This window comes from Rathayibacter sp. AY1A2 (assembly GCF_002930935.1).
Classification (GTDB): domain Bacteria; phylum Actinomycetota; class Actinomycetes; order Actinomycetales; family Microbacteriaceae; genus Rathayibacter.
The window spans coordinates 74,846-100,658 of record NZ_PSTP01000001.1; the positions used below are offsets into that span (position 1 = coordinate 74,846).

Genomic DNA, 25,813 nt, shown 5'->3' on the forward strand with positions numbered 1-25,813 from the left:
GCCGGCCCGGCCGGGTGCGCTCAGCCGGCCCGGCCGGGTGCACTCAGCCGATCGCCTCGCGCAGGACGTGCATGAGGGCGTCCAGCTGCACTGTGTCGGCCGAGGCCGTCTCGGCGTCCGCGCCGTCGAGCGCGCGGGCGGCGAGACCGGCCTTGGCGTCGATGAGCTCGGCGATCTTCGCGTCGATCGTGTGCGCCGCGATGATCCGCCACGCCGTCACCGGCTCCTCCTGGCCGATGCGGTGCACGCGGTCGATCGCCTGCGTCTGCTCGGCCGAGGTCCACGACAGCTCGGCGAGCACCACGTTGGACGACGCCTGCAGGTTCACGCCGACTCCCGCCGCGGTGAGCGAGCAGACGGCGACCGAGACGTCGGGGTCCTCGTTGAAGGCGTCGATCTGCGTCTGGCGGAACGCCGCGGTCTGGTCCCCCCGGATCGAGACGGACGTGAGCTCGCGCTTCTCGAAGGTGTCCTCCGCCTGGTCCATCACGTCGATGTGCTTCGCGAAGAAGACGACCTTGCCCACCGAGCGGGCCAGCTGCGAGGCGTAGTCGGCGGCCAGCGCCGCCTTGGCCTGGCCGATCCGGCGCACCATGGTGAAGACGTTCTCGCCGGTCTTGGCCGACTTCGACTCCTCGAGCTCGCTCTGCGCCACGATGCGGATGAACCGCTCGCGCTCGTCGTCGTCGAGCTCGTGCGTGATCGAGGAGGTGACCGCCCTGAAGCGCTGCAGCATGCGGGCGCCGAGCTCGCGCTCGGCCTTCTGGATGGAGCGGCCGAGGTCGTCGTCCAGCTCGACGGGCAGGTCGACGATCCGCTTCGACGGCAGGTCGGCGGCGACGTCGATCTTCTTGCGCCGGACGATGCCGAGGTCGATCACGGCCTCGCGCGCCTCCGGGTAGAAGCCCGTGTCGGCGGGGGTGAGGCCCGTCTCCTCGAGGCGGCCCATCAGCTCCGGCCCCGGCTTGGTCTCGTCGATCCAGCCGAGGAAGCGCCAGATGGCGCGGAAGTCGTCGACGTCGTTGATCAGCGGGGTGCCGGTCAGCGCGATCATCAGCGGATCGTGCCCCGGAGTGGTCTCGCGGATCCTCGACGCCAGCGCGAGCACGCTCTGCGAGCGCTGCGAGCGGAGGTTCTTGATGAAGTGCGCCTCGTCGACGACCATGCCGCGGAAGCCCAGGCTCCCGAGCCAGCCGATGTGCCGGTCGAGGATGTCGTAGTTGACGATGACCACGTCGGCGAACGCGTCGAGCGTGCCGCCGTCTCCGTGGATGACCGTGGCGCGCCGCTGCGGGGTCCAGTGCTCGACCTCGCGCGCCCAGTTCATCTTGACCACGTTCGGCACCACCGCGAGCAGCGGGTACGCCCCGACCACCGAGGCGGCCAGGAGGCTCTGCGCGGTCTTGCCCAGACCCGGCTCGTCGGCGAGCAGGAAGCTGCGGTGCCCCTCGCGGGCGCTCTCGATGAAGCGCGCCTGGTGCGGCATCAGCTCGCGGCCGCGCGGCGAGACCCGGTCGAGCTTCGGCGGCTCCGGGAGCTCCATGCTCGCGGCCCGTCCGCCCGCTCCGTACTCGAACGCCTTGAAGAGCGGCCCGAGCAGCTCCCAGTCGTCGAGCCTGCGGCGCGGCGCCGGAGCCGAGGCCTCGGCGATCGAGAAGTCCGGCGGGAGGAAGGGGTTCGCCAGTTGGCGGGCGCGCACCGACTGCGGCACGACCTGGTTGACCGGCACCTCGGGCTTGGGCTCCGGCTCGGTCACGATGAGCAGCTCGTCGGGGCTGAGCTCCGCGCCCGCCTCGAGCAGCCAGTCGCGGCGGAGCTTCTGCGCGGCCGCCGTGACGCCGGCCTCCGATTCGAGCAGCGCGATCAGGCTGGTGTCGCGGGCGGCCGTCTTGGCCAGGATCGTGGCGATGCCGTCGAGGCGCTTCATCTCCTCGGCGCGCTGCGCGTCGCTGAGCGAGGGATCGACCTTGACCCGCTTGCGCTCCTCGCGCATCAGGAGGGCGATCACCAGGAACTTCGTCCGGTTGGTCGGTCCGACCTTGCCGGTCTGGGCCTTCGCCTCCACCTCGCGGACGCGGCGGGCGAGGATCGGGATGATCCCCGCGTTGTCCACGCCGCGCGAGCGCGATCGGGGTCGGCTCCCGGCGGCGTTCGACGCTCGTCGCGTCTGACCGGACTGACGCTGGCCGCTGCGAGCCATGCTCCTCCTCGATGTGTGACGGGGGCGGAGGAGGGGTTCCCGCGCGCTGCCGTCGCCGTGCATCCGCCGGATCGCCTCCGGAGAGGCGTCGGGCGTCGGTGCATCCGGTGGCCGTCGGGAGCTCCGAGCAACGGGTCTGGGACCCGGTCGCAGCATCCCCGGCGTGCGGGTGCGCCTCCAGTCTACTCCTCGGGGCGGTCCGGTCGGCGCTCCGCCGCGCGGACGGTCGCGCTCGTCGTCATTCCGGGGTCGGGACGCGGATGACGAGGCCCGCCGCCACGAAGACGCCGACCGCGGCGAGGCTCAGCGAGGACCAGATCGCGTCCGGGAAGGCGAACGGCAGCACCGGGTTCCACAGCACGAGCACCGGGACGAGCCCGATCAGCCAGAGGAGTGCGCGCGCCTGGATCGCGAACCAGCCGATGACCGCCGCGAGGATCGCGACCGGGTAGCGGATGAAGTCGTAGGCGTCGGAGCCGACGAGGGCGAGCCCTGCCAGCAGCACGATCGCGCCGAGGATCCCGGGCGCGAGCGCCATGCGGGCGCGGTCGCGCGAGGGGTAGCGGGCGGCGGTCGCGCGGGACGGCTTGCGGGTGCTCACCCCTCGATCGTAGGCGCGCATACCCCGCCCGGGTACCGCCTGCGGCGCGTAGGCTGGAGGAGTGATCGAGGACCTCAAGAAGCGCTCGCTGCACCGTGCCCGGATCCTGGGCGGCCAGATGCGCGGCCTCGAGCGGATGATCGAGAACGAGGACTACTGCGTCGACATCGTCACGCAGTCCCTCGCGATCCAGAAGTCGCTCGGCTCGCTCAACAAGCTCATCGTCGAGAACCACCTCCGCACGCACATCACCGCGATGTTCGAGGAGGGCGGAGACGCCCGCGAGGCGGCGATCGCCGAGCTCGTGAAGATCTTCGAGCTCTCCAACAACCGCTCGTGACCGCAGGCCTCGTCGCCGCGGCGCGGGTGCGCCCGCTGCTGCTCGACGGGGGCCTGGGCACGGAGCTGGAGGCGCAGGGCGCCGCGGTGGACTCCTCGCTCTGGAGCGCCCGGGTCCTGCTGGAGGAGCCCGGCCGGGTCGTCGCCGCGCACCGCGCCTTCGCCGAGGCGGGCGTCCGGATCGCGGTGACCGCGAGCTACCAGGTGTCCGCGAGCGGATTCGCGGCCGCGGGCCTGGCCCCGGGCCTCGCGGAGCGCGCCCTCCAGGAGAGCGTCGACCTGGCCCGGCGCGCGCAGAGCGGCTGGGTCGCCGCCTCCGTCGGCCCTTACGGCGCGAGCCTCGGCGACGGCTCCGAGTACCGCGGCGACGACGGCCTCACCGTCGGCGAGCTCGCCGCCTGGCACCGCCCGCGCCTGGAGACCCTGGCCGCGGCCGGGCCCGACCTGCTCGCTGTCGAGACCATCCCGTCGGTGCGGGAGGTGCGGGCCGTCGTGAAGGCCCTCGCGGGCTCCTCGGTCCCCGCCTGGATCTGCGTGAGCGGCCGTTCGGGCCGCACCGCGTCCGGCGAGCCCCTGGCCGAGGCGCTCGCCGTCGCCGCCGCCTCCGAGGAGGTCGTCGGCGTGGGAGTGAACTGCTGCCCGCCCGGCGACGTCGCCGAGGCGGTCCGCATCGCCCGCTCCGTCACCGGCAAGCTGGTCGTCGTGTACCCGAACAGCGGCGAGGAGTGGGACGCCGTCGAGCGTCGCTGGGCAGGCGACGCGGCCTTCGACCCCGCGCTGGTCGCCTCCTGGCGCGCGGCGGGAGCGGATCTGATCGGCGGCTGCTGCCGCGTGGGACCTGCGGCGATCGCTGCCCTCGGACGAAGCCTGGAGGAGGAGTCGTGACCACCCTGAGAGCCGTGCGCGGCGACCTCACCCGCGAGCACGTCGACGCGATCGTGAACGCGGCGAACTCGTCGCTCCTCGGCGGCGGCGGCGTCGACGGCGCGATCCACCGCGCGGGCGGGCCGGAGATCCTCGCCGAGTGCCGCCGGCTCCGCAGGGCCGAGCTGCCGGACGGCCTGCCCGCCGGCTCCGCGGTCGCCACGACCGCCGGCCGCCTCCCCGCCCGCTGGGTCGTGCACACCGTCGGTCCCGTCCACTCGTGGTCGGAGGACCGCAGCGCCGTCCTCGCCTCGGCCTACCGCGAGTCGGTGCGCACCGCTGTCGGCCTCGGCGCGCGGACGCTCGCCTTCCCGGCCGTCTCGGCAGGCGTCTACGGCTGGCCGATGGACGACGCGGCGCGCATCGCGGTGGAGACGGTCCGCGAGGCGACCGCGGACGGCGCACTCGACGAGGTCCGGTTCGTCCTCTTCTCCGCGGACGCCCTCGCGGCCTTCGAGGCCGCCCTGGCCGCGGAATGACGGAGGGGGAGCCGACCCTGCGGTCGACTCCCCCTCCACTGTGCTGCGCTAGGCCGTCTTCGGCCGCGCGAACTCGTCGTAGGGCAGCGTGATCGGGCGGGTCCGCGGAGGCATCCGCACGACCGCCTCGAGCGCCGGGCCCAGTGCCTCGCGCCACGCGCGGTAGCCGTCCTCGTTGAGGTGCAGGCCGTCCGGCGAGTACTGCTCGAGCAGTCCGCCGTCCTCGCCCGCGAGCACCGGCCACAGGTCGAGGTAGCCCGCGTGCGCCGTGGGCGCGAACTGCCACAGGTGGCGGTTGATCTCGCGGATCTGCGGCGCGAACTCGTGTCCGCGCGGCAGGACCGAGGTCACCAGGATGCGCACGTCCGGGAGGTCGCGCCGGAACGTCGCGACGATCGTCTCGATGTTGCGCACGACGTGCTCCGTCGTGCGGTGCCAGGCGAGGTCGTTGGTGCCGATCAGCAGCACCACCGTGTCCGGCTCCTGCGCGACCAGCTCGGCGAGCCGCGCGACGACGTCCGCCGTGGTGGCCCCTCCGACTCCCTCGTCGACGACCGTCGACTCCGTCAGCCACTCGCCCCAGGCTCCCGCCTGGATGATGCTGTCCCCGATGAAGAGGACCTTCCCCAGCTGGAGTCCGCGCCCCGCGTCCGTACTCGACCGTTCGCTCATCGTGCTCCTCTCGTCGGCGTCCCGGGCGGCCTCGCCGCCGCCGGACCCCTCCATTGTCACCGCTGCACCCGGCGCCCGCCAGGGGAGCGCTCGTCGCCGGAGTCCGGCAGGTCGGCCGCGGTGGCCGTGATGCGGTTGGCCATGCCGTTGAAGATGATGCCGTGGAAGGGCAGGATCGCGAACCAGTAGAGCCTGCCCGCGAGGCCCTGCGGGAAGAAGACCGCGCGCTGCGTGTAGACCGAGCCGCCGTCTCCGGAGGGCTCGGCGCGCATCTCGAGCCAGGCCCCGCCGGGCACCTTCATCTCGGCGCGCAGGCGCAGGAGCTTCGGCCGCTCGATCTCCTCGACGCGCCAGAAGTCGAGGGCGTCGCCGGCGTGCAGGCGCGCGGAGTCGCGGCGCCCGCGCTGCAGGCCCACTCCCCCGACGAGGCGGTCCATCCAGCCGCGGATCACCCATGCGAGCGGGAAGGAGTACCAGCCGTTGGTGCCGCCGATGCCCTCGATGACGCGCCAGAGCTTGGCCGGGTCGGCCTGGGTGCGGCGCTCCTTGAGGTCCACGTAGACCGTGTGGCCGGCCCACTCCGGGTCGCTCGGCAGCGGATCGCTGGGAGCGCCGACGACCTCCGCGTTCTGCCAGCTCGTCTCGATCTCGCCCGCCTGCATCTTTCCCAGCGCGAGCCGGACGGCGCGGCGGTAGGAGGTCAGCCCGCCCTCGGGGTCGGGGATGAGCGCGCGGATGTCCTGCTCGTGCACGACGCAGTCGTACTGCAGCGAGGCGATGATGGGCACCGCGAGCGAGCGCGGGATCGGCGTGACCAGGTTGACCCACTGCGAGGCCAGCCACGGGGTGAACACCGGCAGGGACGCGATCGGCCGCTGCGGGAGCCCGGCCTCGACCGCGTAGCCGTTCATCATCTGGCCGTAGCGGAGCACGTCGGGCCCGCCGATGTCGAAGGTGCGGTTGAGCGTGGCGTCCTCGAGCGACGCGGAGCCGATCAGGTAGTGCAGCACGTCGCGCACGGCGATCGGCTGGATGAAGTTGCGCACCCACTGCGGCGCGGGCATGTACGGCAGCACGTCGGTGAGGTGGCGCACCATCTCGAACGAGGTCGACCCGGAGCCGATGATCACGCCCGCCTGCAGGGCGATCGTCGGCACTCCCGACTCCATCAGGATCCGGCCCACCTCAGCGCGCGAGCGGAGGTGCTTCGAGAGCTCCTGGCCCTCGGGGTGCAGGCCGCCGAGGTAGACGATGCGGCCGACGCCGGCCGACCTCGCTGCCGTGGCGACGTTCTGCGCGGCGCGGCTCTCGACCTCCTCGAAGTGGGCGTGGTCGTTGCCCGAGCCCATCGAGTGGACGAGGTAGTAGAGGACGTCGACGCCCTCGACCGCGGCCTCCAGCGACTCCGGATCGCCGAGATCGCCCTGGGCGACCTCGACCTCCTCCGCCCACGGCACGTCGACCAGCTTGCGCGGGTCGCGCACCAGGACGCGCACCCGGAAGCCCGCCTCGAGGAGGCGCGGCGTCAGCCGGCCGCCGATGTAGCCGGTCGCGCCGGTGACGAGCGCGAGGGGGCGCGCCGAGTCGGAGGGGGTTTCGCTCATGCGGCCACGGTACGCCGATGGCCCCGGGACCTCTCCCGCTGGTGCGGGCCCGCGGCCCCTGCTAGGCGGCGGCCGGCATCCCGCTCAGTCGATGCCGAGGACCTCGCGGACCTGCACCACGTCGTGGTTCATCTGGCGGATGAGGGGCTCGACGCCCTCGTAGGCGACCTGGCCGCGGATCCGGCCGACGAACGCCACGTCGACCACGCGGTCGTAGAGGTCGAGGGTGTCGAGCGTCTGATCGAGCACGTACGCCTCGACCTGCTTGGGCGGCACCCCGACGAAGGTGGGGTTGCTGCCGACCGAGATCGCGGCGGGATGCGTGACCCCGTCGGTGGTGAGCCGGCCCGCGTAGACGCCGTCGGCCGGGATCAGGCCCTGCGACTCCGGCGAGAGGTTCGCGGTCGGGAAGCCCAGCTCGCGGCCGCGCTTCGCTCCGTGCACGACCACGCCGCGGACGACGGGCTCGTGCCCGAGCAGGCGCGTCGCGTGCTCCACATCGCCCTCGGCCAGCAGCTCGCGGATCCAGGTGGAGGAGACGCGGCGCCCGTCCTCGGGCCGCACGTCGTCGATCAGCTCCATCTCGAATCCGTGCTGCCCGCCGAGCACGCGCAGCAGGTCGACGTCGCCCGCTCCCCGGGCGCCGAAGCGGAAGTCGGAGCCGACGAGGACCACGCGGGCCTCGAGCGCCTCCACCAGCACCTGCTCGACGAACTGCTCGGGCGAGAGCGCCCGGAACGCCTCGTCGAAGGTGAGCAGCAGCGTCGCGTCCACGCCGGTCCCGGCGAGGAGCTCGAGCTTCTGCTCGTTGCCGACCAGGACGGGCGGGCACTTCTCCGGCGCGATCACGCTGAGCGGATTGCGGTCGAAGGTGACGACGACGGCGGCGAGCCCCTGCTCGCGGGCCCGCTCGTGCAGCCGGCCGATGACGGCCCGATGCCCGGAGTGGACGCCGTCGAACTTGCCGATCGTGACGGCGGAGGGTCCGATCCCGGCCAGGTCGCCGGGGCGGGTCTCGACGCGCATCAGGCGGCCGCCCGGGCCGTGCGCCGCCCCTGCACGCGGAGCCACCAGAGACCGAGCACGGGCAGGACGAGCGGGATGAGCAGGTAGCCGGCGCCGAAGGCCGCCCACACCGTCGACTGGCGCCCGAACGGGTCGGCGCTCGCGAGCCCGAGGAGCTGCGGAGCGAGGAGGCTGAGCGCGCCGACCACGAGCACGCCCACCAGCTCGAAGGTGATCGTCACCCACGCGACCCGCTGCCAAGCGCGGCCCGGGACGATCAGGGCGATCGTCGCGACGATGTACACGACGGCCGAGAGCGCCGAGAGCGAGAACGCCAGCGGCGCCTCGTCGAACCGGTCGATGATCTGGAAGACGGAGCGCCCCGTCGCGGCGAGCGCGAGGATCCCGTAGACCACGACCAGGAGGCTGCCGATCCCGCGCGAGCGGGCGGAACGGGTCGGCTCTCCGCTCCCGGGGGCCGAGGGGACTGAGGGGTCGTGAGCGGCCCGTCCGGACGCATCGCTGGCTGGTTTCGACATCGCACGTCCATGCTAGGCGCTCGCCGGGCCGGGCCCGGTGGCGGGCCCGATCAGGCGCTCTGGAAGAACCAGATCTGGTGCATCCGGTAGACCATGACCGCGATCGAGAGGCAGGCGACGCCCAGGATCACGGTGCTCCAGCGGCTCCGCTCGATGAGCGCCCAGAACCCGGCAGCGAGCGGCAGGAGCAGCGCCGAGATCAGGTAGATGTAGTACTCCGGCAGGCTCCCCGACGGGCGGTTGCCGACCAGCGGCGACACGATCGCGACCGCCAGCTGGACGATCAGCAGCAGCTCGACGATCGCCGTCGCGCCGACCGAGACGTCCGAGGGACGGCGGGCGAGCAGCCCGAGCACGAGGCAGAGCAGGCCGGCCGCGACGGCGATCCCCACCTGGAGGATCGTGAACCACTCGATCACGAGGCGGCCGTCCGCAGGTCCTCGGTCGGGAAGTTGACGACGCTCTTGAGCTGGGTGCCGCGCCGCTCGGCGAGGCCGATCAGCCGCTCCCCCGGGCCGACCGCGGCGAGGAGGCCCTTCGCGCCCGCCACCGCCGCCGGGGCCGGGATGCGCTTGCCGTTCGCGAGATCGCCCGCCTCCTGGGCGTCGAGGCGCAGCAGGGGGAACAGCTCGCCCGCCACGAGCGTCGGCGGCAGGAGCGCGGCGGGGACGTCGAGCTCGTCGATCTCGCCGGCCTGGGCCACGGAGAAGGGGCCGACCGCGGTGCGCCGCAGCGCGGTCAGGTGGCCGCCGACTCCGAGGGACGCGCCCAGGTCGCGGGCGAGCGCGCGGATGTAGGTGCCGGAGGAGCAGGTGACGCGCACGTCCAGGTCGAGGAACCCCTCGACCGGGCGGCTCGCCAGGACGGCGAACTCCGAGACGGTCACGGGGCGGGAGGCGAGCACGACCTCCTCGCCGTCGCGGGCGCGGGCGTAGGCGCGGCGGCCGTCCACCTTGATCGCGCTGACCGTGCTCGGGACCTGCTCGATCGCTCCGGTGAGGGCCGCGATCGCGTCGGACACCGACTCCGGGGCGAGGGCCGCGACGAGGGCGGGCTCCGCCGAGGCGAGCACCTCGCCCTCCTGGTCGTCGGTGGTGGTGGAGGAGCCCAGCCGGATCGTCGCCTCGTACTGCTTGTCGAGGCCGACGAGGTAGGTGAGCAGGCGCGTCGAGGGGCCGAGACCGAGGATCATCAGCCCGGTCGCCATCGGATCGAGCGTCCCCGCGTGGCCGACCTTGCGGGTCCCCGCGCGGCGGCGGGTCCGCGAGACGAGGTCGTGGCTGGTGATGCCGCCGGGCTTGTCCAGCAGGAGGATCCCGTTCGGAGCCGGGGCGGGGGTCTCGAGCACGGGTGCGAGGATACACGGACGGATCGGGAGTACCCCCGGGGTGGAGCCGGAGCCCTCGCCCGCCCGTCCTAGGCTGTCCGGATGAGGATCGCAGTACTCGGAGCAGGCGCCGTCGGCGGCACCATCGCCGCCCTTCTCGACCGCGCCGGGCACGACGTCGAGGTCACCGCCCGAGGCGACCACCTCACCGCGATCCGCCGGTCGGGGATCCGGCTCGACGGGGCGTGGGGCGAGCACACCGCCTGGGTCCGCTGCGGCGAGTCCCTCGACCTGGTGCCCGATCTCGCCTTCGTCTGCACGAAAGCGCAGGACGCCGAGGACGCGCTGCGCACCAACCGCCGCACGGTCGACGGCACCCTCGTCGTCGTCGTCCAGAACGGACTGGACGGGCTCACCGCGGCGGCCCGGCAGGTGCGCGACGCCCGGCTCGTGGGTGCTCTCGCCCTCTTCGCCGCGAGCCACCTCGAACCCGGCCGCGTCACCGTCACGGCTCCTGCCACGACCACGCTCGGCGTCCCCGGCCGCCCGGCCGACGACGACGTGCGACGGGCCGCCGCCGTGCTCGGCGAGGCGGTCCCCACCGCCGTCACCGACGACTTCACCGGAGCGCAGTGGACGAAGCTGCTGATCAACGAGGTCAACGCCCTGCCCGCGATCACCGGGCTCTCGGTCCAGGAGACGATCGACGATCCGGGGCTGCGGCGCGTCCTCGCCCGGTCGATGCGCGAGGCCGCCCGGACGGGCTTCGCGTCTGGCGTCCGCTTCGGCTCGCTGCAGGGACTCTCGAACACGTCCGTCCGCGCCCTGGCCGCCGCTCCCCTGCCCCTGGTCGAGCTGCTCCCCCGCCGGATGGCCGCGCGGATGGGCGAGGTGCCGAACCCCGGGTCGACGCTGCAGAGCGTCCGCCGCGGAGTGCCGAGCGAGATCGACCACCTGGCCGGGGCCGTGGTCCGCACCGCTCACCGCGGCGGGCGCGAGGCACCGGTCAACCAGCTGCTGGTCGACCTGGTGCACGAGGTCGAGCGGGCGGGCGCCTTCGTGCCGCCGGCGGAGGTCGTGCGCCGCGCCGCCCTGGTCTGAGCCCGCGGCCCTGTCGGACGGACGCCGCCCGCGGCGGCGGCCTCCGTCCCGAGGCTCAGCAGGAGTCGGCGAAGAGGCGCCGGGGCTGCTCCGGATCGCGGACGTCGACGAGGATCCCCGCCAGCCGGCGCGGGTCCGTCGTGGCGCGGTACGCCGCGTCCACCGGCGGCTCCTGCGTGTCGAGGCGGATGCTGGTGCTCCACGCTCCGCGCAGCTCCGGCCGGAGGGCGAACTCGCCGTCGACGAGCAGCACCGCGTCGCGGCCGGCGGTCCGCCAGCGCGCCTGCCGCGCCTCGTCGCGCACCGCGTCGAAGCCCGCGAGCACGAACCCGGTGCTGCCGCCGAGGGTGAACGGATCGAGCAGCACGCGGCGCAGGAGCTCGTAGTCGTACCCGGCCGCGTAGGAGCGCTGCTCGTCGGGCACGGCGGGGTCGTCCCGATCGGCGCGGGGACGTCGGAAGTCGGCGAGGTGCGCGACGATCGCGTCCTTGCCGGCCCGGCGGAGCGCCTCCGCGAGGTCGAGCGCGAACGCCGCGCTCACCGCGGGGTCGTCGCCGTCGATCCCGACCTTGACCCGTCCGCGCCCGTAGTTGTGCAGCACCTCCGCCGCGAGAGCGTCGAGCACATCGGCCTTCTGCGGAGCCCACCTGGTCATCCGCCCACGATACGCGCCGCCGCCTAGTGTGGGCTGATGCCCTCCGACCCTCTCGCCGACGCGATCACCGCCTGGTTCCGCACGAGCGCCCGCGACCTGCCGTGGCGCCGCGAGAACTTCCCCGCCTGGGGCACGCTCGTCAGCGAGTTCATGCTGCAGCAGACCCCGGTGGTCCGCGTCGTCCCGCGTCTGGCGGAGTGGCTGGAGCGCTGGCCGACACCCTCCGCACTCGCCGCCGTCCCGCCCGGCGAGGCGGTGCGCGCCTGGCAGTCCCTGGGCTACCCGCGGCGGGCCCTGCGACTGCACGCCTGCGCCGTGGCGATCGCCGAGGAGCACGGCGACGTGGTCCCCGACGACGTCGAGACCCTCCTCGCGCTGCCCGGCATCGGCGACTACACCGCCCGCGCCATCGCCGTGTTCGCCTACGGGAGGCGGCACCCCGTGGTCGACACCAACGTCCGCCGGGTCCTCGCGCGCGCGGTCGACGGAGCGGCGGAGCCCGGCCCGCCCCGCGCGAGGGCCGACCTCGCCGCGATGTCGGCGCTGCTGCCCGAGTCGCTCTCCGAGGCGGCGGCCTTCAACGCGGGCGCGATGGAGCTGGGGGCGATCGTCTGCACCGCCCGCGCTCCGCGCTGCGACGAGTGCCCGATCCGCGACCTCTGCCGCTGGCGGGCGGAGGGGTACCCCGAGCACACCGGGCCCGTGAAGGCGAAGCAGAAGCGGTTCGAGGGCTCGGACCGCCAGGTCCGCGGCCTCATCCTCGCCGAGCTGCGCGCCGCGCACGGCCCGGTCACCGCGGCCGAGGTGGAGTCTCTCTGGCCGGACGCCGACCAGCGCGGTCGCGCCCTGGCCGGGCTCCTCGCCGACGGCCTGGCGACGGGCGGCCCGGAGGACGGCTACCTCCTCCCCGGCTCCTGAGGGCCCGTCGACCGCCGTCCGCGTCGGAGGAGGCGGGTAGGGTCGGCGCCGTGACCGGTCGCCGCCTCCGCCTCCCCCGCCCCGACGCCGCCGTCGAGCGCACCCTCGACGTCGACCTCGCCCAGGACGTCCAGCGCGCCCTCGCCGCGGTCCGCGTCGAGAACGACCTGCCCGGCCCGTTCCCGCCGGCCGCGCTGGCCGAGGCCGAGCACGCGGACGCCGGAGCGGACGACGAGGACCGCGTCGACCGGACGGACCTCCCCTTCGTGACGATCGACCCGCCCGGCTCGCTCGACCTGGACCAGGCCCTCCACCTGGAGCGCACGTCGGAGGGCGTCGTCCTCCGCTACGCCATCGCGGACGTGCCCGCGGTCGTCCGCACCGGCGGAGCGCTCGACGCCGAGACGCGCCGCCGCGGCCAGACCTACTACCTCCCGGACGGCCGCGTCCCGCTGCACCCCGCGGTCCTCTCCGAGGGGACCGCGTCGCTCCTGCCGGACGAGACGCGCCGAGCGCTGGTCTGGACGCTGACCCTCGACGAGCGGGCGGAGCCGCGCTCGGTGCACCTCGAGCGGGCGCTCGTGCGCAGCGTGGCCCGGCTCGACTACGAGGGCGTGCAGCGCAGCGTCGACGCGGGCGATCCGCACCCCTCCCTCGCCCTCCTCCCCTGGTTCGGACGCGAGCGCCTGGCGCGCGAGGCCGAGCGCGGAGGAGCGAGCCTGACGCTGCCCGAGGAGGAGATCGTCGCCGCCGACGGCGGCTACCGGGTCGAGCGCCGCGCTCCCCTGGCCGTCGAGGGCTGGAACGCCCAGGTCTCGCTGCTGACCGGTATGGCGGCGGCGACGATGATGCTCGACGCGGGGGTGGGCATCCTCCGGACCATGCCCGAGGCCGACCCCGCCACCGTCGCGGCCTTCCGCTCCCGAGCCGCGGCGCTCGGCGTCCCGTGGCCCGAGGAGGAGGCCTACGGCGCCTACCTGCGCCGCCTCGACACCGCCGACCCCGCCCAGCTCGCCATCATGTACGCCGCGGCGAGCCTGTTCCGCGGCGCCGGCTACACCGCCTTCGACGGCGCCCCGCCGGAGCATCCCGAGCAGGCGGCTCTCGCCGCGCCGTACGCGCACGTCACCGCGCCGCTGCGGCGCCTGGTCGACCGGTTCGGCCTCGCCGTCTGCCTCGCGGTGTCCCGCGGCGGAACGATCCCGTCGCAGCTGCGCGAGGCGCTGCCCCTGCTCCCGCCGCTCCTCGCCGCGAGCGACCGTCGGGCCGGAGCCGCCTCCCGTGCGGCGACCGCGATCGTCGAGGCCGCCGTCCTCCGAGGCCGCGAAGGAGCCTCCTTCAGCGGGATCGTCGTCTCCTCGGCGCGCACCCGCTCCTCGGTCCAGCTGCTCGACCCGGAGATCACCGTCGACGTCCCGGCCCCGCTCACGCCGGGAGCCCGTGTCGTCGTCGTCCTGGAATCGGTCGACGTCGCCACGGGCTCCGCGGTGTTCGGGCTCGGCGCCTAGTCCTCGTCGTCCTCGCGGGGCTTCACATAGGGGTCGGCCTCGCCGGCGTAGTCCGCCTGAGCGGCGAGCGACTGCACCTGCGAGTCCTGGCTGCGCGCGGCGGCGAGCAGGTCCTCGATGTGCTTCGCGTTCTCGGGCACCGCGTCGAGGATGAACTCGAGCGACGGCGTGAGCCGCGACGTGATGTTCCTGCCCACCTCGGTGCGGAGCATTCCGGTGGCGGCCTTGAGGGCCGCGGCCGAATCGGCGCGCTCCTCATCGGTGCCGTAGACCGTGTAGAACACCGAGGCGTGCTGCAGGTCGCCGGTCACCTGGACATCGGTGATGGTGACGAAGCCGAGGCGCGGGTCGCGGAGACCGCGCTCGAGCCGCTTCGCGACGATCACCTGGATACGTTCGGCGAGCTTCCTCGCCCGGGCCGGATCTGCCATGGCTGGTCCTCACATCTCTCTCGGCGAACCGTTCAGCTCGCCATTCAACCACTCTCCGCCCGGACGACCGGTCGCGTCCGAGGGGGCCTTGCTTCTGGGGCGTGATGCCCCTCGACCGCGCGTCTGCGACGGCGCGGGTGGGGTGCCTTCTCGCGGCTCCCTGATCCTCGGGGACCGGATGGGGAGGGAAGGCTCAGGTGCTGGATCGGGAGCCGGACGTCGCCCGCAGGCGCGCTGCTCGCGAGCTGCTCGTTCAGCGGGCGCACCCGCCGAGACAGGAGCGCCTGATCGGGGTCGGTCTCCCGCACCCGGGGGTGCGGAAGCGCCCGCTGGAGGGTGCGCACCTCCGGGACACGGGCGGCCCCCGATTCCTCCCGCAGGGCGCGAGAGGACGAGAGTCCCCTCCCGATCCCGCACGAACAGCGCCGTGAGACGCCGGAAGGCCCGGGCGGACCCGGGCCTTCCAGTGGAGCGGATCAGCCTCGCGGCTTCTCCTTCATCTCGATCGTCTCGATCTCGTCGCCGATCTGGATGTCGTTGTACTTTCCGAGTCCGATACCGGCCTCGTAGTCCGTACGGACCTCCGTGACGTCGTCCTTGAAGCGACGCAGCGACTCGATGGCCAGGTTGTCCCCGACCACGACGCCGTCACGGATGACGCGCGCCTTCGAGTTGCGGGTGATCGTGCCGGAGCGGACGATGACACCCGCGATGTTGCCGAACTTGGAGGAGCGGAACACCTCGCGGATCTCGGCGACACCGGACTGGACCTCCTCGAACTCGGGCTTGAGCATGCCCGTGAGCGAGTTCTCGACCTCTTCGATCGCGTTGTAGATGACCGAGTAGAAGCGGATGTCCACTCCTTCTCGAGCAGCGCGCTCGCGGGCCTTCGGGTCGGGGCGGACGTTGAAGCCCACGATGATCGCGTTGTCGATCGTCGCGAGGTTGACGTCCGACTCCGTGATCGCACCGACACCGCGGTGGATGATGCGCAGCTGCACCGAGTCGTCGACCTCGATCTTGACGAGCGACTCCTCCAGCGCCTCGACGGCACCGGACACGTCGCCCTTGATGATGAGGTTGAGCGACTCGACCTTGCCCTCCTCGAGAGCACGGGTGAAGTCCTCGAGCGAGATGCGCTTGCGGGCCTTGGCCAGCAGGGCGTTGCGCTGAGCGGCTTCGCGCTTCTCGGCGATCTGACGGGCCGTGCGGTCCTCCTCGGTGACGAGGAAGGTGTCGCCGGCGCGGGGCACGGACGAGAGTCCCTGCACCTGCACCGGACGCGACGGCACGGCTTCGAGGACGGCGTTGCCGTTCTCGTCCGCCATCGCACGGACGCGGCCGTAGGCCGTTCCGGCGACGATCGCGTCTCCGACGCGCAGCGTTCCCGACTGGATGAGCACGGTCGCGACCGCACCGCGTCCCTTGTCGAGCTTCGCCTCGATCGCGACTCCGCGCGCCTCCTTGTTGGGGTTGGCGCGCAGGTCGAGACCGGCGTCCGCGGTGAGCAGCACGGCGTCCAGGAGGTCCTGGATGCCGGTGCCCGCGCGAGCCGACACGTCGACGAACATGACGTCTCCGCCGTACTCCTCGGCGACGAGCCCGAACTCGGTGAGCTGCTGGCGCACCTTGGCCGGGTTGGCGTCGGGCTTGTCCACCTTGTTCACCGCGACCACGATCGGCACGTTGGCCGCCTGGGCGTGGTTCAGCGCCTCGATGGTCTGCGGCATGATGCCGTCGTCCGCCGCGACCACGAGGATCGCGATGTCCGTGACCTGGGCACCGCGGGCTCGCATGGCGGTGAACGCCTCGTGACCCGGGGTGTCGATGAAGGTGATCGGGCGCTCGATGCCCTCGTGCTCCGCGACGACCTGGTACGCACCGATGTGCTGCGTGATGCCGCCCGCCTCGCCGGCGACGACGTTGGCGTTGCGGATCGCGTCGAGCAGGCGCGTCTTTCCGTGGTCGACGTGACCCATGACGGTGACGACGGGGGGACGGATCTCGAGGTCCTCGTCCGTCTCGTCGTCGAGCTCCTGCTCGAGGTCGAGACCGAAGCCCTCGAGGAGCTCCTTGTCCTCGTCCTCGGGCGAGACGACCTGGATCTTGAAGCCGAGCTCGGAGCCGAGCACCTCGAAGGTGGCCTCGTCGAGCGACTCGGTGGCCGTCGCCATCTCGCCGAGGGCGAAGAGGACGGTGACCAGGTTGCCGGGGGGCACCGGCACGCCGGTCATGGCCTCGATCTTGTCGGCGAAGTCCGAGATCGACGCGCCGCGGCGCAGACGGATGACCGTCCTGCCGTCGCCGCGGGGGACGCTGACGCCGCCGAGCGACGGGGCCTCCCTGAGCTCGAACTCCTGACGCTTCGTGCGCTTGGACTTCCGGGCCTTGCTCTTGCCGCCGCCGCGACCGAAGGCTCCTGCGGTTCCACCGCCGGGGCCGCGACCGCGACCGCCGCCGCCACCGGGACGCGGGGCGAAGCCGCCACCGGCACCGGGAGCGCCGCCGGGGCGCTGGAAGCCGCCGCCGGCCGGACGACCGGCACCGCCGGGACGTCCTGCTCCGCCGCCGGGTCCGCCGGGACGCTGGCCGAAGCCGGCGGGGCGCTGGCCCATGCCGGGTCCGCCGGGTCGGGGCGCGCCGGGGCGCGGAGCAGCCGGGCGGGGGATGTTGCCCGGGGTCGGACGCGATCCCATGCCCTGCGAGCTGGCGAAGGGGTTGTTGCCGGGGCGCGGGGCGGCGGGACGCTGTCCCATGCCCTGGTTGCTGGCGAACGGGTTGTTGCCCGGGCGCGGGGTGCCGCCGGGGCGGTTGGAGCCGCCCGAGGCGCCGCCGGGGCGCGGGGTGTTCGCGGCGGGAGCCGGACGCGGGGTCACGGGCTTGGGTCCGCCGGGGGTCGCGCCGGACGCCGGCTTCTCGGCGGCGGCCGGAGCCGCGGGGGCCTCGGTCGGAGCCGGAGCGGCGGCCTCGGCGGGCGCGTCCTTGGCTGCCTGGGCGCGCTGAGCGGCCGCGGCCTCCTGGGCGGCCTGAGCCTGGGCCTGGCGCTCCGCGACCGACATCGGCGGTGCCGGCGCCGGAGCGGGCGGCTTGGCCGGTCCGGGCGTGGGCGCGGACGGACGCGCGCCGGAGGGGCGCGGGGCCCCGGGACGGGCGCCGGCGGCGGGGGCGGCCGGGGTCGCCGACGCTCCCGCGGAGGAACCGCCCTGGCCCTGGAGGGCCTGGCGGAGCTTGCGCGCCACCGGGGGTTCGATGCTCGAGGACGGCCCCTTGACGAACTCGCCGAGCTCCTTCAACTTCGCAAGTGCGACCTTGCTATCGACACCCAGTTCGGATGCGATCTCGTGTACGCGTGGTTTTGCCACTTCTCTCCTGTCTTGGGCCTGCACCCAAGACGGGGGCAGGCGTCACGAACGGACGGGTCTCATTTCGAGCCGCTCATCAGTCTTCGCTCATGATCAGTTCACGGGCCGTTCTGCCTGTTCTCTATGGTGTGATCGTGCGCTGCTCCGGCCCCTCCGGTCGAGGAGCCGAGCCGGTCGGATCGTGCGATGTACTGCTCCAGCTCGCTCGCGTCCACGCTCTCGCGTGTCCGGAACGCTCTTCCGAACGCGCGGCGCTTGACCGCGAGCTCGTAGCAGTCGGCTGTGTCGTGGAGCCACGCTCCCCGACCAGGACGGACGGCACGCGGGTCTACCGCGAGGACGTTCGAGTGGAGGACCAGCCTCAGAAGAGAGGCCCGGGGGGCGCGCAGACGGCAGCCGACGCACGTTCTGACGGCTTCCACTCTACTCCCTCCCCTCCGGGACCGCTCCCCCGCACGGCCGATGCTCGGGGATCACTCCCCGTCCATCACCGAATCGGGCTGGATGTCGATCTTCGCGCCGGTCAGCTTGGCGGCGAGGCGGGCGTTCTGGCCCTCCTTGCCGATGGCGAGCGAGAGCTGGTAGTCGGGGACGAGCGCCCGGACGGCCTTGAGGCTCTGGTCGATCACGAACGCGCTGGTCACCTTGGCGGGCGAGAGCGCGCTGGCGACGAAGGTCGGCAGGTCGGAGGAGTAGTCGACGATGTCGATCTTCTCGTTGTTGAGCTCGGCGGTCACCGCGCGCACGCGCTGGCCGAGCTCGCCGATGCAGGCGCCCTTGGCGTTCACGCCGGGCTCGGTCGCGCGCACCGCGATCTTGGTGCGGTGGCCCGCCTCGCGGGCGAGGGAGACGATCTCCACCACGCCGGACGCGATCTCGGGGACCTCGAGGGCGAACAGCTTGCGCACCAGCGACGGGTGGGTGCGGGACACCTGGACCGACGGGCCCTTGGGTCCGCGGCCGACGCTCGTGACGTAGACGCGGATGCGGCGTCCGTGGCTGTAGTCCTCGCCGGGCACCTGCTCCTCGGGCGAGAGGATCGCCTCGATGGAGCCGAGGTCGACGTGGATCATCCGCGGGTTGGGGCCCTGCTGGATGACGCCGGCGACGATGTCGCCCTCGCGGCCCTTGAACTCGCCGAGCACGTGCTCGTCGGCGATGTCGCGCAGGCGCTGGTTGATGACCTGCTTCGCGGCGAAGGCGGCGATGCGGCCGAAGTCGCGCGGGGAGTCCTCGGCCTCGCCCACGACGGCGCCCTCCTCGTCGAGCTCGGGCACGAAGACCGAGACGTGACCGGTCTTGCGGTCGAGGTGCACTCGCGCGTCGACGGCGGTGGCCTTGTCGGCGTCGTCGGCCTGGCCGATGTGCTTGAGGTAGGCGGTCAGGATCGCCTGCTCGATGATCTGCACGAGTTCCTCGAAGGGGATCTCGCGCTCGCGCTCCATGAGTCGCAGAACGCTCAGGTCGATGTCCACGGGCGGGCCTTTCTCTCTATTCACTTGGATGCCGCGGTGGTGACCGCGGTCGTTCGCCTGCCGGGCTCTCACCCGGATCAGCGCTCAAGGGTACCCGACGCGGCCCGGGGTTCCACCCGCGGATCCCGCCGACGCACGGAGGACCCCGCCTGCCGCGGGAAGCGGCGGCGGGGCCCTCGGCGTGTCGGGACTAGGCGCCCAGCCTGGCGAGCGCCTCGGCGACCGGGAGCTGCTCGCGCTCGCCGGACCGGCGGTCCCACAGCTCGACGATCCCGTCGGCCGCTCCTCGGCCCGCGATGACGATCACGGGCACCCCGATCAGCTCGGCGTCGCCGAACTTGACGCCGGGCGAGACCTTCGGGCGGTCGTCGATCAGCACGTCGTGGCCGGCGGCCTCGAGGGAGGCGCCGATCGACTCGGCGAGCTCGAGAGCCGCCGCGTCCTTGCCGGTCGCGATGACGTGCACGTCGAACGGCGCGACGTTCGCGGGCCAGAGCAGTCCTCGGTCGTCGTGGGTGGCCTCGGCGATGATGGCGAGGATGCGGGTCACGCCGATGCCGTAGGAGCCCATCGTGACGGTGACGAGCTTCCCGTTCTCGTCGAGCACCTTCAGCCCGAGGACGTCGGCGTACTTGCGGCCGAGCTGGAAGACGTGGCCGATCTCCATGCCGCGGGCGGTCTCGATCGGGCCCGAGCCGTCGGGCGCCTCGTCGCCGGTGCGGACGTCCGCGACCTCGACGGTGGCGTCGCCGTGGAAGTCGCGGCCGGCGACCAGGTCGAGGACGTGCTGCCCGAAGACGTTGGCCCCGGTGATCCAGGCGGTGCCGTCGACCACGCGCGGGTCGAGCAGGTAGCGGACGCCGGTCGCCGACTCCTCGCCCAGGACGGCTCCCTCGGCCGACCAGGGTCCGATGTAGCCCTTGACCAGTCCGGGGTGCTTCGCGAAGTCCTCCGCGGTGGCGGCCTCGACCTCGGCCGGGGCGAAGGCCACTTCGGCGCGCTTGAGGTCGACGTCGCGGTCGCCGGGCAGGCCGACGATCACGAGCTCGCGGGTGCCGTCGAGCGCGGTGAGCGCGAGGACGACGTTCTTCAGGGTGTCGGCGGCGGTCCAGGCGCGGCCGTCGGGGCGGGGCTGCGTCGCGTTCGCCAGGTCGACCAGGGTCTGGATGGTCGGGGTGTCGGGCGAGTCGAAGACGCGCGCCTCGGGCAGGCCCTCGACGGGCAGCGCCGCGGGGACGGGCGTGCGGTACGCCTCGACGTTCGCCGCGTACCCTCCCGCCGACCGGACGAAGGTGTCCTCGCCGACGGGGGTGGGGTGCAGGAACTCCTCGCTCCGGGAGCCGCCCATCGCTCCGGCGTCGGCCTGCACGATCACGTACTCCAGGCCCAGGCGGGCGAAGATCCGCTCGTAGGCGTCGCGCTGGCGCTGGTAGCTCGCGTCGAGGCCGGCGTCGGTGTAGTCGAAGGAGTACGCGTCCTTCATCGTGAACTCGCGGCCGCGCAGGAGGCCCGCGCGGGGCCGCGCCTCGTCCCGGTACTTGTCCTGGATCTGGTAGATCGACAGGGGCAGGTCCTTGTAGGAGGAGTAGAGGTCCTTCACGAGCAGCGTGAAGAACTCCTCGTGCGTGGGAGCCAGCATGTAGTCGGCGTCCTTGCGGTCCTTCAGGCGGAACACGCCGTCGCCGTACTCGGTCCAGCGGCCCGAGAGCTCGTAGGGCTCGCGGGGCAGGAGCGCGGGGAAGTGCACCTCCTGGGCGCCGGCCGCCTCCATCTCCTCGTGGATGATCCGCTCTATGCGGCGCTTGACGCGCAGGCCCAGCGGCAGCCAGGCGAAGACGCCGGGCGCCTGACGGCGGATGTAGCCCGCGCGGACGAGGAGGCGGTGGCCCGCGACCTCGGCGTCGGCGGGATCCTCCCGGAGCGTGCGGACGAACAGATGCGAGAGACGGGTGACCACGAGGGACGATCCTATCCGCTGCGCTCCCCCGGCTCGCGAGGGCGCCGGGAGCCTCAGTCGGGGATCCGCGAGAAGACGACCGCTCCGCCCGTGCCGTCCAGCAGCACGTCGTCGGGGGTGCCGCCGATCGTCATCGGGCCGGAGAGGAGCGCCCGGAGCCGGATGGCCTCGGGGCTCGGCGTGTCGGAGCAGCTGTCGGATCCGGTCACCTCATCGCCGGGGACCAGCACGCCGTCGTCGATCCGGTAGGCGGCGCTGACCACGAGGCAGCCCGTGCCGACGACCAGGGTCGGCGCACCCCCGACGCTCTCCGAGCGGAGGCGGACGCGGGCGTCCTCGACCCAGGCCGTGTACGGGGTCTCCCCCTCTGCCGCGGTCAGCACCCAGCGGTCGCAGCCGAAGGGGTCCTGCGGGGTGCGGCTGTCGATGCACTCGCCGGCCTCGGAGGACGGGCCGCTGCGGAGCGCGGCGACACCGGAGGCGAGGAGCGCGGCGGCGACGACCACGAGCGCGAGGCGCAGTGCGGGGCGGACCACGTCGATCCGCCCCGCGCCGTCAGTTCGCGCCGACGGTGACGACCGGGGCTCCGGTCGAGGTGTCGTCGGCCGGCATCTCGGCGGCCAGGCGGTTGGCCTCCTCGATGAGGGTCTGGACGATCTCGGCCTCGGGGACGGTCTTGATGACCTCGCCCTTGACGAAGATCTGGCCCTTGCCGTTGCCGGAGGCGACGCCCAGGTCGGCCTCGCGGGCCTCGCCGGGTCCGTTGACGACGCAGCCCATGACGGCGACGCGCAGCGGGACGCTCATGCCCTCGAGGCCGGCGGTGACGTCGTTGGCGAGCGTGTAGACGTCGACCTGCGCGCGGCCGCAGCTGGGGCAGGAGACGATCTCGAGCTTGCGCTCGCGGAGGTTCAGCGACTGGAGGATCTGCAGGCCGACCTTGACCTCCTGCGCGGGCGGGGCCGAGAGGGACACGCGGATGGTGTCGCCGATGCCCTCGCCGAGGAGGATGCCGAAGGCGGTGGCGGACTTGATCGTCCCCTGGAACTCGGGGCCGGCCTCGGTGACGCCGAGGTGGAGGGGCCAGTCGCCGCGCTCGGCGAGCTGGCGGTAGGCCTTCACCATGACGACGGGGTCGTTGTGCTTGACCGAGATCTTGAAGTCGTGGAAGTCGTGCTCCTCGAAGAGGCTGGCCTCCCAGACGGCGCTCTCGACGAGGGCCTCGGGGGTGGGCTTGCCGTACTTCTGCAGGATGCTCGGCTCGAGCGAGCCGGCGTTGACGCCGATGCGGATCGAGACGCCGGCGGCCTTCGCGGCGGCGGCGATCTTGCCGACCTGGTCGTCGAACTTGCGGATGTTGCCGGGGTTCACGCGGACCGCGGCGCAGCCGGCGTCGATCGCGGCGTAGACGTAGTTGGGCTGGAAGTGGATGTCGGCGATGACCGGGATCTGGCTCTTCTTGGCGATGATCGGCAGCGCCTCCGCGTCGTCGCGGCTCGGCACCGCGACGCGGACGATGTCGCAGCCGGACGCGGTGAGCTCGGCGATCTGCTGGAGGGTCGCGTTGATGTTCGTCGTCGGTGTGGTGCACATCGACTGGACGCTGACCTGCGCGTCACCGCCCACGAGCACCTTGCCCACCTTGATCTGGCGGGACTTGCGGCGGGGGGCGAGGGTCATGGGGACCTTGGGAAGACCCAGATTCACTGCTGGCACGCGCCCCATCGTACGCGCGCCGCGGGACCCCTCGTCCGCTCGCCGCACCTTCCCAGCCGCCGCCCCTCCTGCGCGCCTCGGAACCCGTCCACCGCACCTGCTCTCAGCCCGAGACCGCACGACGATCCGCGGTCGCCGCGCCCCGAGCCGAACCGCCGATCCCGTCCGAGCGATTCACCGCAGACGCTGCCAGCCCGCTCCCTTCACAGAGCGGACCGCGCCACGCCGGTCAGCGACCGCCCTGCCACCCCCGAGGCGAACGGGTGAATCGCGTCCCAGCGATTCGCCCCAGCCGTCCGCACCCCGCTCCACCCACGCCCCCACCCCGAGAAGCCGACCGCGCCACGCCGGGCGAGGACCGGCGTGGAATCCAACTCAGAACAGCGTGATCGGCTTGACGATGTCGGCGTAGATGAGGAGGGCGCTCATGCCGCCGAGGACGAGGACGACGACGTAGGTGAGCGGGAGCAGGCGGGCGATGTCGACGGGGCCGGGGTCGCGGCGTCCGAAGAGCTTGGCGATCCGGCGGCGCAGGCCCTCCCAGAGGGCGCCGGCGATGTGGCCGCCGTCCATGGGGAGCAGCGGCACCAGGTTGAAGACGAGGAGGGCGACGTTGAGCGAGGCGAGGACGCCGACCATCGTCTGCACCTTCGACACGACGGGGAGCTGGTCGGAGGCGGCGATCTCGCCCGCGATCCGGCCGACTCCGACGACGCTGATCGGGCCGTTGGCGTCGCGTGCCTCCGAGCCGAACGCCGCCTGGGCGACGTCGATGAGGCGCTGCGGCAGGTTGAGGATCACATGGGCGACGCTGGTGATGTTCGACCAGACCGTCTCGGGCACCGCGGTGACCGGCTGCTGCGCGAGGGCCGACGTGGGCGAGATGCCGATGAAGCCGACCGTCTGCGTCTCGATCGCACCGGAGGCGTCGGTGACGGGGGCGCCGTTCGCGTCGGTCACCGCGACCTCGTTCTCGGCGGGGGTGATCGTGAGGGTCAGCGGCGCGCCGTCGCGCTGGACGGACACGCTGAGCGGGACGCCCGCGGAGCGCTGGATGATCGGGGTCAGGTCGTTCCAGGTGCTCACCGGAGTGCCGTCGATCGCCGTGATCGTGTCGCCCGGCAGCAGGCCGGCCGCGGCTCCGGGTGCCAGCGGGTCGTCGGCGGTGCAGGTCGCGGTCGCGCGCTGCGACTCCGGGACCACGCACTGCGAGACCGCGGCGAGGGTGCTGGTGCTCTGCGGGATCCCGATGCCGCAGAGGAGGACGGTGAAGAGGACCGTGGCGATCACGAGGTTCATGAAGGGGCCGCCGGCCATGACGATCACGCGCTTCCACACGGGGAGCCGGTAGAACGCGCGATGGTCCTCGCCGTCGCCGATCGTCTCGGCGCTGGCGGCACGGGCCTCGTCGATCATCGTGGCGTAGGCGCCGCGCCGGGGCTCCTCGAGCTGGGCCTCGGAGGACGCCAGGCCGTTGAAGAAGCCTGTGCTCGACTCCGTGGGCCGGTCCCCCGGGTGCTTCGGCGGGTACATGCCGATCATGGCGATGTAGCCGCCGAGCGGGATCGCCTTGACGCCGTACTCCGTCTCGCCGCGTCGCCGGGAGAAGAGGGTCGGCCCGAACCCGATCATGTACTGCGTGACCTTGACCCCGAACAGCTTGGCGGGGAGCAGGTGCCCGACCTCGTGCAGGGCGATGGAGAGGGCGACGCCGACGGCGATGATGACGACGCCGAGGACGAAGAGCAGCACGGATTCCACCGACACACTGTAGGCCGGGCCCGCCCGTCCACGCTGGGGTGCGCCTGCACGGATCCGATGAACTCCGCGGCCGAGAGGATCAGCGGCGCGACGTCCGCCGACACGGATCCGCGGAGACGGAGCCCGTCCGGATGACCCCTGGTCAGACTCCGGCGATCCGCTCGTCCGCCGTGCGGCGCGCCCACTCCTCCGCCGCGGCCAGCGACTCGCGGGTCAGCGAGCCGTCGACGCTGTGCGCATCGACCACCGCCTCCACCGTCTCGAGGATGTCGAGGTAGCCGATCCGCCCCGCGTGGAACGCCTGCACGGCCTGCTCGTTCGCCGCGTTGAACACGGCCGGGTAGGAGGCGCCCGCCTCCCCGACGCGCTTCGCGAGCCGGACCGAGGGGAACGCCTCCTCGTCCAGCGGCTCGAACGTCCAGGAGTGGGAGCGGGTCCAGTCGAGCGGGACGCCGACCCCGGCGACGCGGTGCGGCCAGTCGAGGCCGAGCGAGATCGGGAGCCGCATGTCCGGCGGCGAGGCCTGGGCGATCGTCGAGCCGTCGATGTACTCGACCATCGAGTGGATCACCGACTGCGGGTGCACGGTGACGTCGATCCGGTCGTAGGGGACGTCGAAGAGCAGGTGCGCCTCGATCACCTCGAGCCCCTTGTTGACCAGGGTGGAGGAGTTGGTCGTGACGACCAGGCCCATGTCCCAGGTCGGGTGCGCGAGCGCCTGCGCCGGGGTGACGTCGCGGAGGGAGGCGCGGTCGCGTCCCCGGAACGGCCCGCCGGACGCGGTCAGCACGAGGCGGCGGACCTCGCGGTGCTCGCCCGCGAGGAGGGCCTGGGCGATCGCGGAGTGCTCGGAGTCGACCGGCACGATCTGGCCGGGACCGGCGAGCGAGGTGACGAGCTCGCCGCCGACGATCAGCGACTCCTTGTTGGCGAGGGCGAGCGTCCTGCCCTCCTCGAGCGCCGCGAGCGTCGGGCCGAGCCCCACCGAGCCGGTGATCCCGTTCAGCACGACGTCCGCGTCGACCGAGCGGATCAGCTGCTCGGCCTCCTCCGCGCCGAACGCCGTGTGCTCGACGCCGAACGCGGACGCCTGCTCGGCGACCACCGCCCGGTTCGAGCCGGCGGCGAGGCCGACGACCTCGAACCGCTCGCGGTTCGCGCCGATGACGTCGAGAGCCTGCGTGCCGATGGACCCGGTCGAGCCGAGGATGATGACCCTGCGCATCCGCCCATCCTGGC

At 73.0% G+C, this 25,813-nt stretch carries 24 protein-coding genes; 6 read left to right on the plus strand and 18 right to left on the minus strand.

Features of this window, described 5'->3' with window-relative positions:
• Nucleotides 1–43: 43 nt before the first annotated feature.
• Together C5B93_RS00335 and C5B93_RS00340 are read right to left on the minus strand one after the other, a co-directional pair.
• Nucleotides 44–2,200, minus strand: a complete 2,157-nt coding sequence (locus C5B93_RS00335; RefSeq protein ID WP_104225603.1) for a DEAD/DEAH box helicase — start codon at nt 2,198–2,200, stop codon at nt 44–46.
• A 238-nt stretch (nt 2,201–2,438) separates the two neighbouring features.
• A complete protein-coding gene (locus C5B93_RS00340; protein WP_244229446.1) occupies nt 2,439–2,801 on the minus strand; it encodes a DUF6804 family protein in 363 nt (120 codons plus the stop codon).
• A gap of 61 nt (nt 2,802–2,862) precedes the next feature.
• Here C5B93_RS00340 and C5B93_RS00345 point away from each other — a divergent pair, with 61 nt between their 5' ends.
• Genes C5B93_RS00345 through C5B93_RS00355 form a run of 3 tightly spaced genes read left to right on the plus strand, consistent with a single transcriptional unit; the run spans nt 2,863 to nt 4,543 of the window.
• Entirely contained in the window at nt 2,863–3,141 is a 279-nt protein-coding gene (locus C5B93_RS00345; RefSeq protein ID WP_104223062.1) for a metal-sensitive transcriptional regulator, read from the plus strand.
• A complete protein-coding gene (gene mmuM / locus C5B93_RS00350) occupies nt 3,138–4,025 on the plus strand; it encodes a homocysteine S-methyltransferase (RefSeq protein ID WP_104291505.1) in 888 nt (295 codons plus the stop codon). The genes C5B93_RS00345 and mmuM overlap by 4 nt, the downstream gene beginning before the upstream one ends.
• A complete protein-coding gene (locus C5B93_RS00355; RefSeq protein WP_104233789.1) occupies nt 4,022–4,543 on the plus strand; it encodes an O-acetyl-ADP-ribose deacetylase in 522 nt (173 codons plus the stop codon). The genes mmuM and C5B93_RS00355 overlap by 4 nt, the downstream gene beginning before the upstream one ends.
• 48 nt (nt 4,544–4,591) lie before the next feature.
• Here the strand turns inward: C5B93_RS00355 and C5B93_RS00360 are convergent, their stop codons facing one another.
• The 6 genes from C5B93_RS00360 to truB all read right to left on the minus strand — a co-directional run bounded on the left by C5B93_RS00360 (nt 4,592) and on the right by truB (nt 9,711).
• A complete protein-coding gene (locus C5B93_RS00360; protein WP_104225671.1) occupies nt 4,592–5,215 on the minus strand; it encodes a GDSL-type esterase/lipase family protein in 624 nt (207 codons plus the stop codon).
• 56 nt (nt 5,216–5,271) lie between these two features.
• A complete protein-coding gene (locus tag C5B93_RS00365) occupies nt 5,272–6,819 on the minus strand; it encodes an SDR family oxidoreductase (RefSeq protein ID WP_104233790.1) in 1,548 nt (515 codons plus the stop codon).
• An 84-nt stretch (nt 6,820–6,903) separates the two neighbouring features.
• Nucleotides 6,904–7,845, minus strand: a complete 942-nt coding sequence (locus C5B93_RS00370; RefSeq protein ID WP_104291670.1) for a bifunctional riboflavin kinase/FAD synthetase — start codon at nt 7,843–7,845, stop codon at nt 6,904–6,906.
• Nucleotides 7,845–8,363 (minus strand): hypothetical protein, encoded by a 519-nt coding sequence (locus tag C5B93_RS00375; RefSeq protein WP_258062831.1) that lies wholly within the window; start codon nt 8,361–8,363, stop codon nt 7,845–7,847. Before C5B93_RS00375 ends, C5B93_RS00370 begins: the two co-directional genes overlap by 1 nt.
• 50 nt (nt 8,364–8,413) lie before the next feature.
• The gene (locus tag C5B93_RS00380; RefSeq protein ID WP_104223058.1) at nt 8,414–8,782 is read right to left on the minus strand and encodes a hypothetical protein; all 369 of its coding nucleotides are present in this window, start codon (nt 8,780–8,782) and stop codon (nt 8,414–8,416) included.
• Nucleotides 8,779–9,711 (minus strand): tRNA pseudouridine(55) synthase TruB, encoded by a 933-nt coding sequence (truB, locus tag C5B93_RS00385; RefSeq protein WP_104291506.1) that lies wholly within the window; start codon nt 9,709–9,711, stop codon nt 8,779–8,781. Before truB ends, C5B93_RS00380 begins: the two co-directional genes overlap by 4 nt.
• Nucleotides 9,712–9,792: 81 nt before the next feature.
• Between truB and C5B93_RS00390 the strand changes: the two genes are divergently transcribed.
• Nucleotides 9,793–10,791 carry a ketopantoate reductase family protein gene (locus C5B93_RS00390; RefSeq protein WP_104225598.1) on the plus strand — a complete coding sequence of 333 codons (999 nt, stop codon included), beginning with the start codon at nt 9,793–9,795 and terminating at the stop codon, nt 10,789–10,791.
• 55 nt (nt 10,792–10,846) lie between these two features.
• On the opposite strand, the gene C5B93_RS00395 is transcribed toward C5B93_RS00390, so the two are convergent.
• Nucleotides 10,847–11,446, minus strand: a complete 600-nt coding sequence (locus C5B93_RS00395; protein ID WP_146078397.1) for a hypothetical protein — start codon at nt 11,444–11,446, stop codon at nt 10,847–10,849.
• A gap of 36 nt (nt 11,447–11,482) precedes the next feature.
• Here C5B93_RS00395 and C5B93_RS00400 point away from each other — a divergent pair, with 36 nt between their 5' ends.
• Nucleotides 11,483–12,364, plus strand: coding sequence for an A/G-specific adenine glycosylase (locus C5B93_RS00400; RefSeq protein WP_104223054.1), 882 nt, complete (start codon nt 11,483–11,485; stop codon nt 12,362–12,364).
• A gap of 50 nt (nt 12,365–12,414) precedes the next feature.
• Nucleotides 12,415–13,872, plus strand: coding sequence for a ribonuclease catalytic domain-containing protein (locus C5B93_RS00405; protein WP_104291508.1), 1,458 nt, complete (start codon nt 12,415–12,417; stop codon nt 13,870–13,872).
• On the opposite strand, the gene rbfA is transcribed toward C5B93_RS00405, so the two are convergent.
• The 9 genes from rbfA to C5B93_RS00450 all read right to left on the minus strand — a co-directional run bounded on the left by rbfA (nt 13,869) and on the right by C5B93_RS00450 (nt 25,799).
• Complete coding sequence (gene rbfA, locus C5B93_RS00410) at nt 13,869–14,303, minus strand: 30S ribosome-binding factor RbfA (protein ID WP_104223052.1); 435 nt, start codon at nt 14,301–14,303, stop codon at nt 13,869–13,871. The two genes, C5B93_RS00405 and rbfA, sit on opposite strands and share 4 nt — an antisense overlap.
• A 476-nt stretch (nt 14,304–14,779) precedes the next feature.
• Nucleotides 14,780–17,665 (minus strand): translation initiation factor IF-2, encoded by a 2,886-nt coding sequence (gene infB / locus C5B93_RS00415; protein ID WP_104246572.1) that lies wholly within the window; start codon nt 17,663–17,665, stop codon nt 14,780–14,782.
• Nucleotides 17,666–17,763: 98 nt separating this feature from the next.
• Nucleotides 17,764–18,087 (minus strand): YlxR family protein, encoded by a 324-nt coding sequence (locus C5B93_RS00420; protein WP_104291509.1) that lies wholly within the window; start codon nt 18,085–18,087, stop codon nt 17,764–17,766.
• Between the two features lie 51 nt (nt 18,088–18,138).
• The gene (gene nusA, locus C5B93_RS00425; RefSeq protein ID WP_104225180.1) at nt 18,139–19,140 is read right to left on the minus strand and encodes a transcription termination factor NusA; all 1,002 of its coding nucleotides are present in this window, start codon (nt 19,138–19,140) and stop codon (nt 18,139–18,141) included.
• 190 nt (nt 19,141–19,330) lie between these two features.
• Nucleotides 19,331–21,097, minus strand: coding sequence for a proline--tRNA ligase (locus tag C5B93_RS00430; protein ID WP_104291510.1), 1,767 nt, complete (start codon nt 21,095–21,097; stop codon nt 19,331–19,333).
• Nucleotides 21,098–21,150: 53 nt separating this feature from the next.
• Entirely contained in the window at nt 21,151–21,633 is a 483-nt protein-coding gene (locus tag C5B93_RS00435; RefSeq protein ID WP_104246574.1) for a hypothetical protein, read from the minus strand.
• A 19-nt stretch (nt 21,634–21,652) separates the two neighbouring features.
• A complete protein-coding gene (ispG, locus tag C5B93_RS00440) occupies nt 21,653–22,813 on the minus strand; it encodes a flavodoxin-dependent (E)-4-hydroxy-3-methylbut-2-enyl-diphosphate synthase (protein ID WP_173244694.1) in 1,161 nt (386 codons plus the stop codon).
• Between the two features lie 375 nt (nt 22,814–23,188).
• Entirely contained in the window at nt 23,189–24,574 is a 1,386-nt protein-coding gene (locus tag C5B93_RS00445) for an RIP metalloprotease (protein WP_258062217.1), read from the minus strand.
• A gap of 142 nt (nt 24,575–24,716) precedes the next feature.
• Nucleotides 24,717–25,799: a 1-deoxy-D-xylulose-5-phosphate reductoisomerase gene (locus C5B93_RS00450; protein WP_104291511.1), complete on the minus strand. Its 1,083-nt coding sequence runs from the start codon at nt 25,797–25,799 to the stop codon at nt 24,717–24,719.
• Nucleotides 25,800–25,813: the final 14 nt, after the last annotated feature.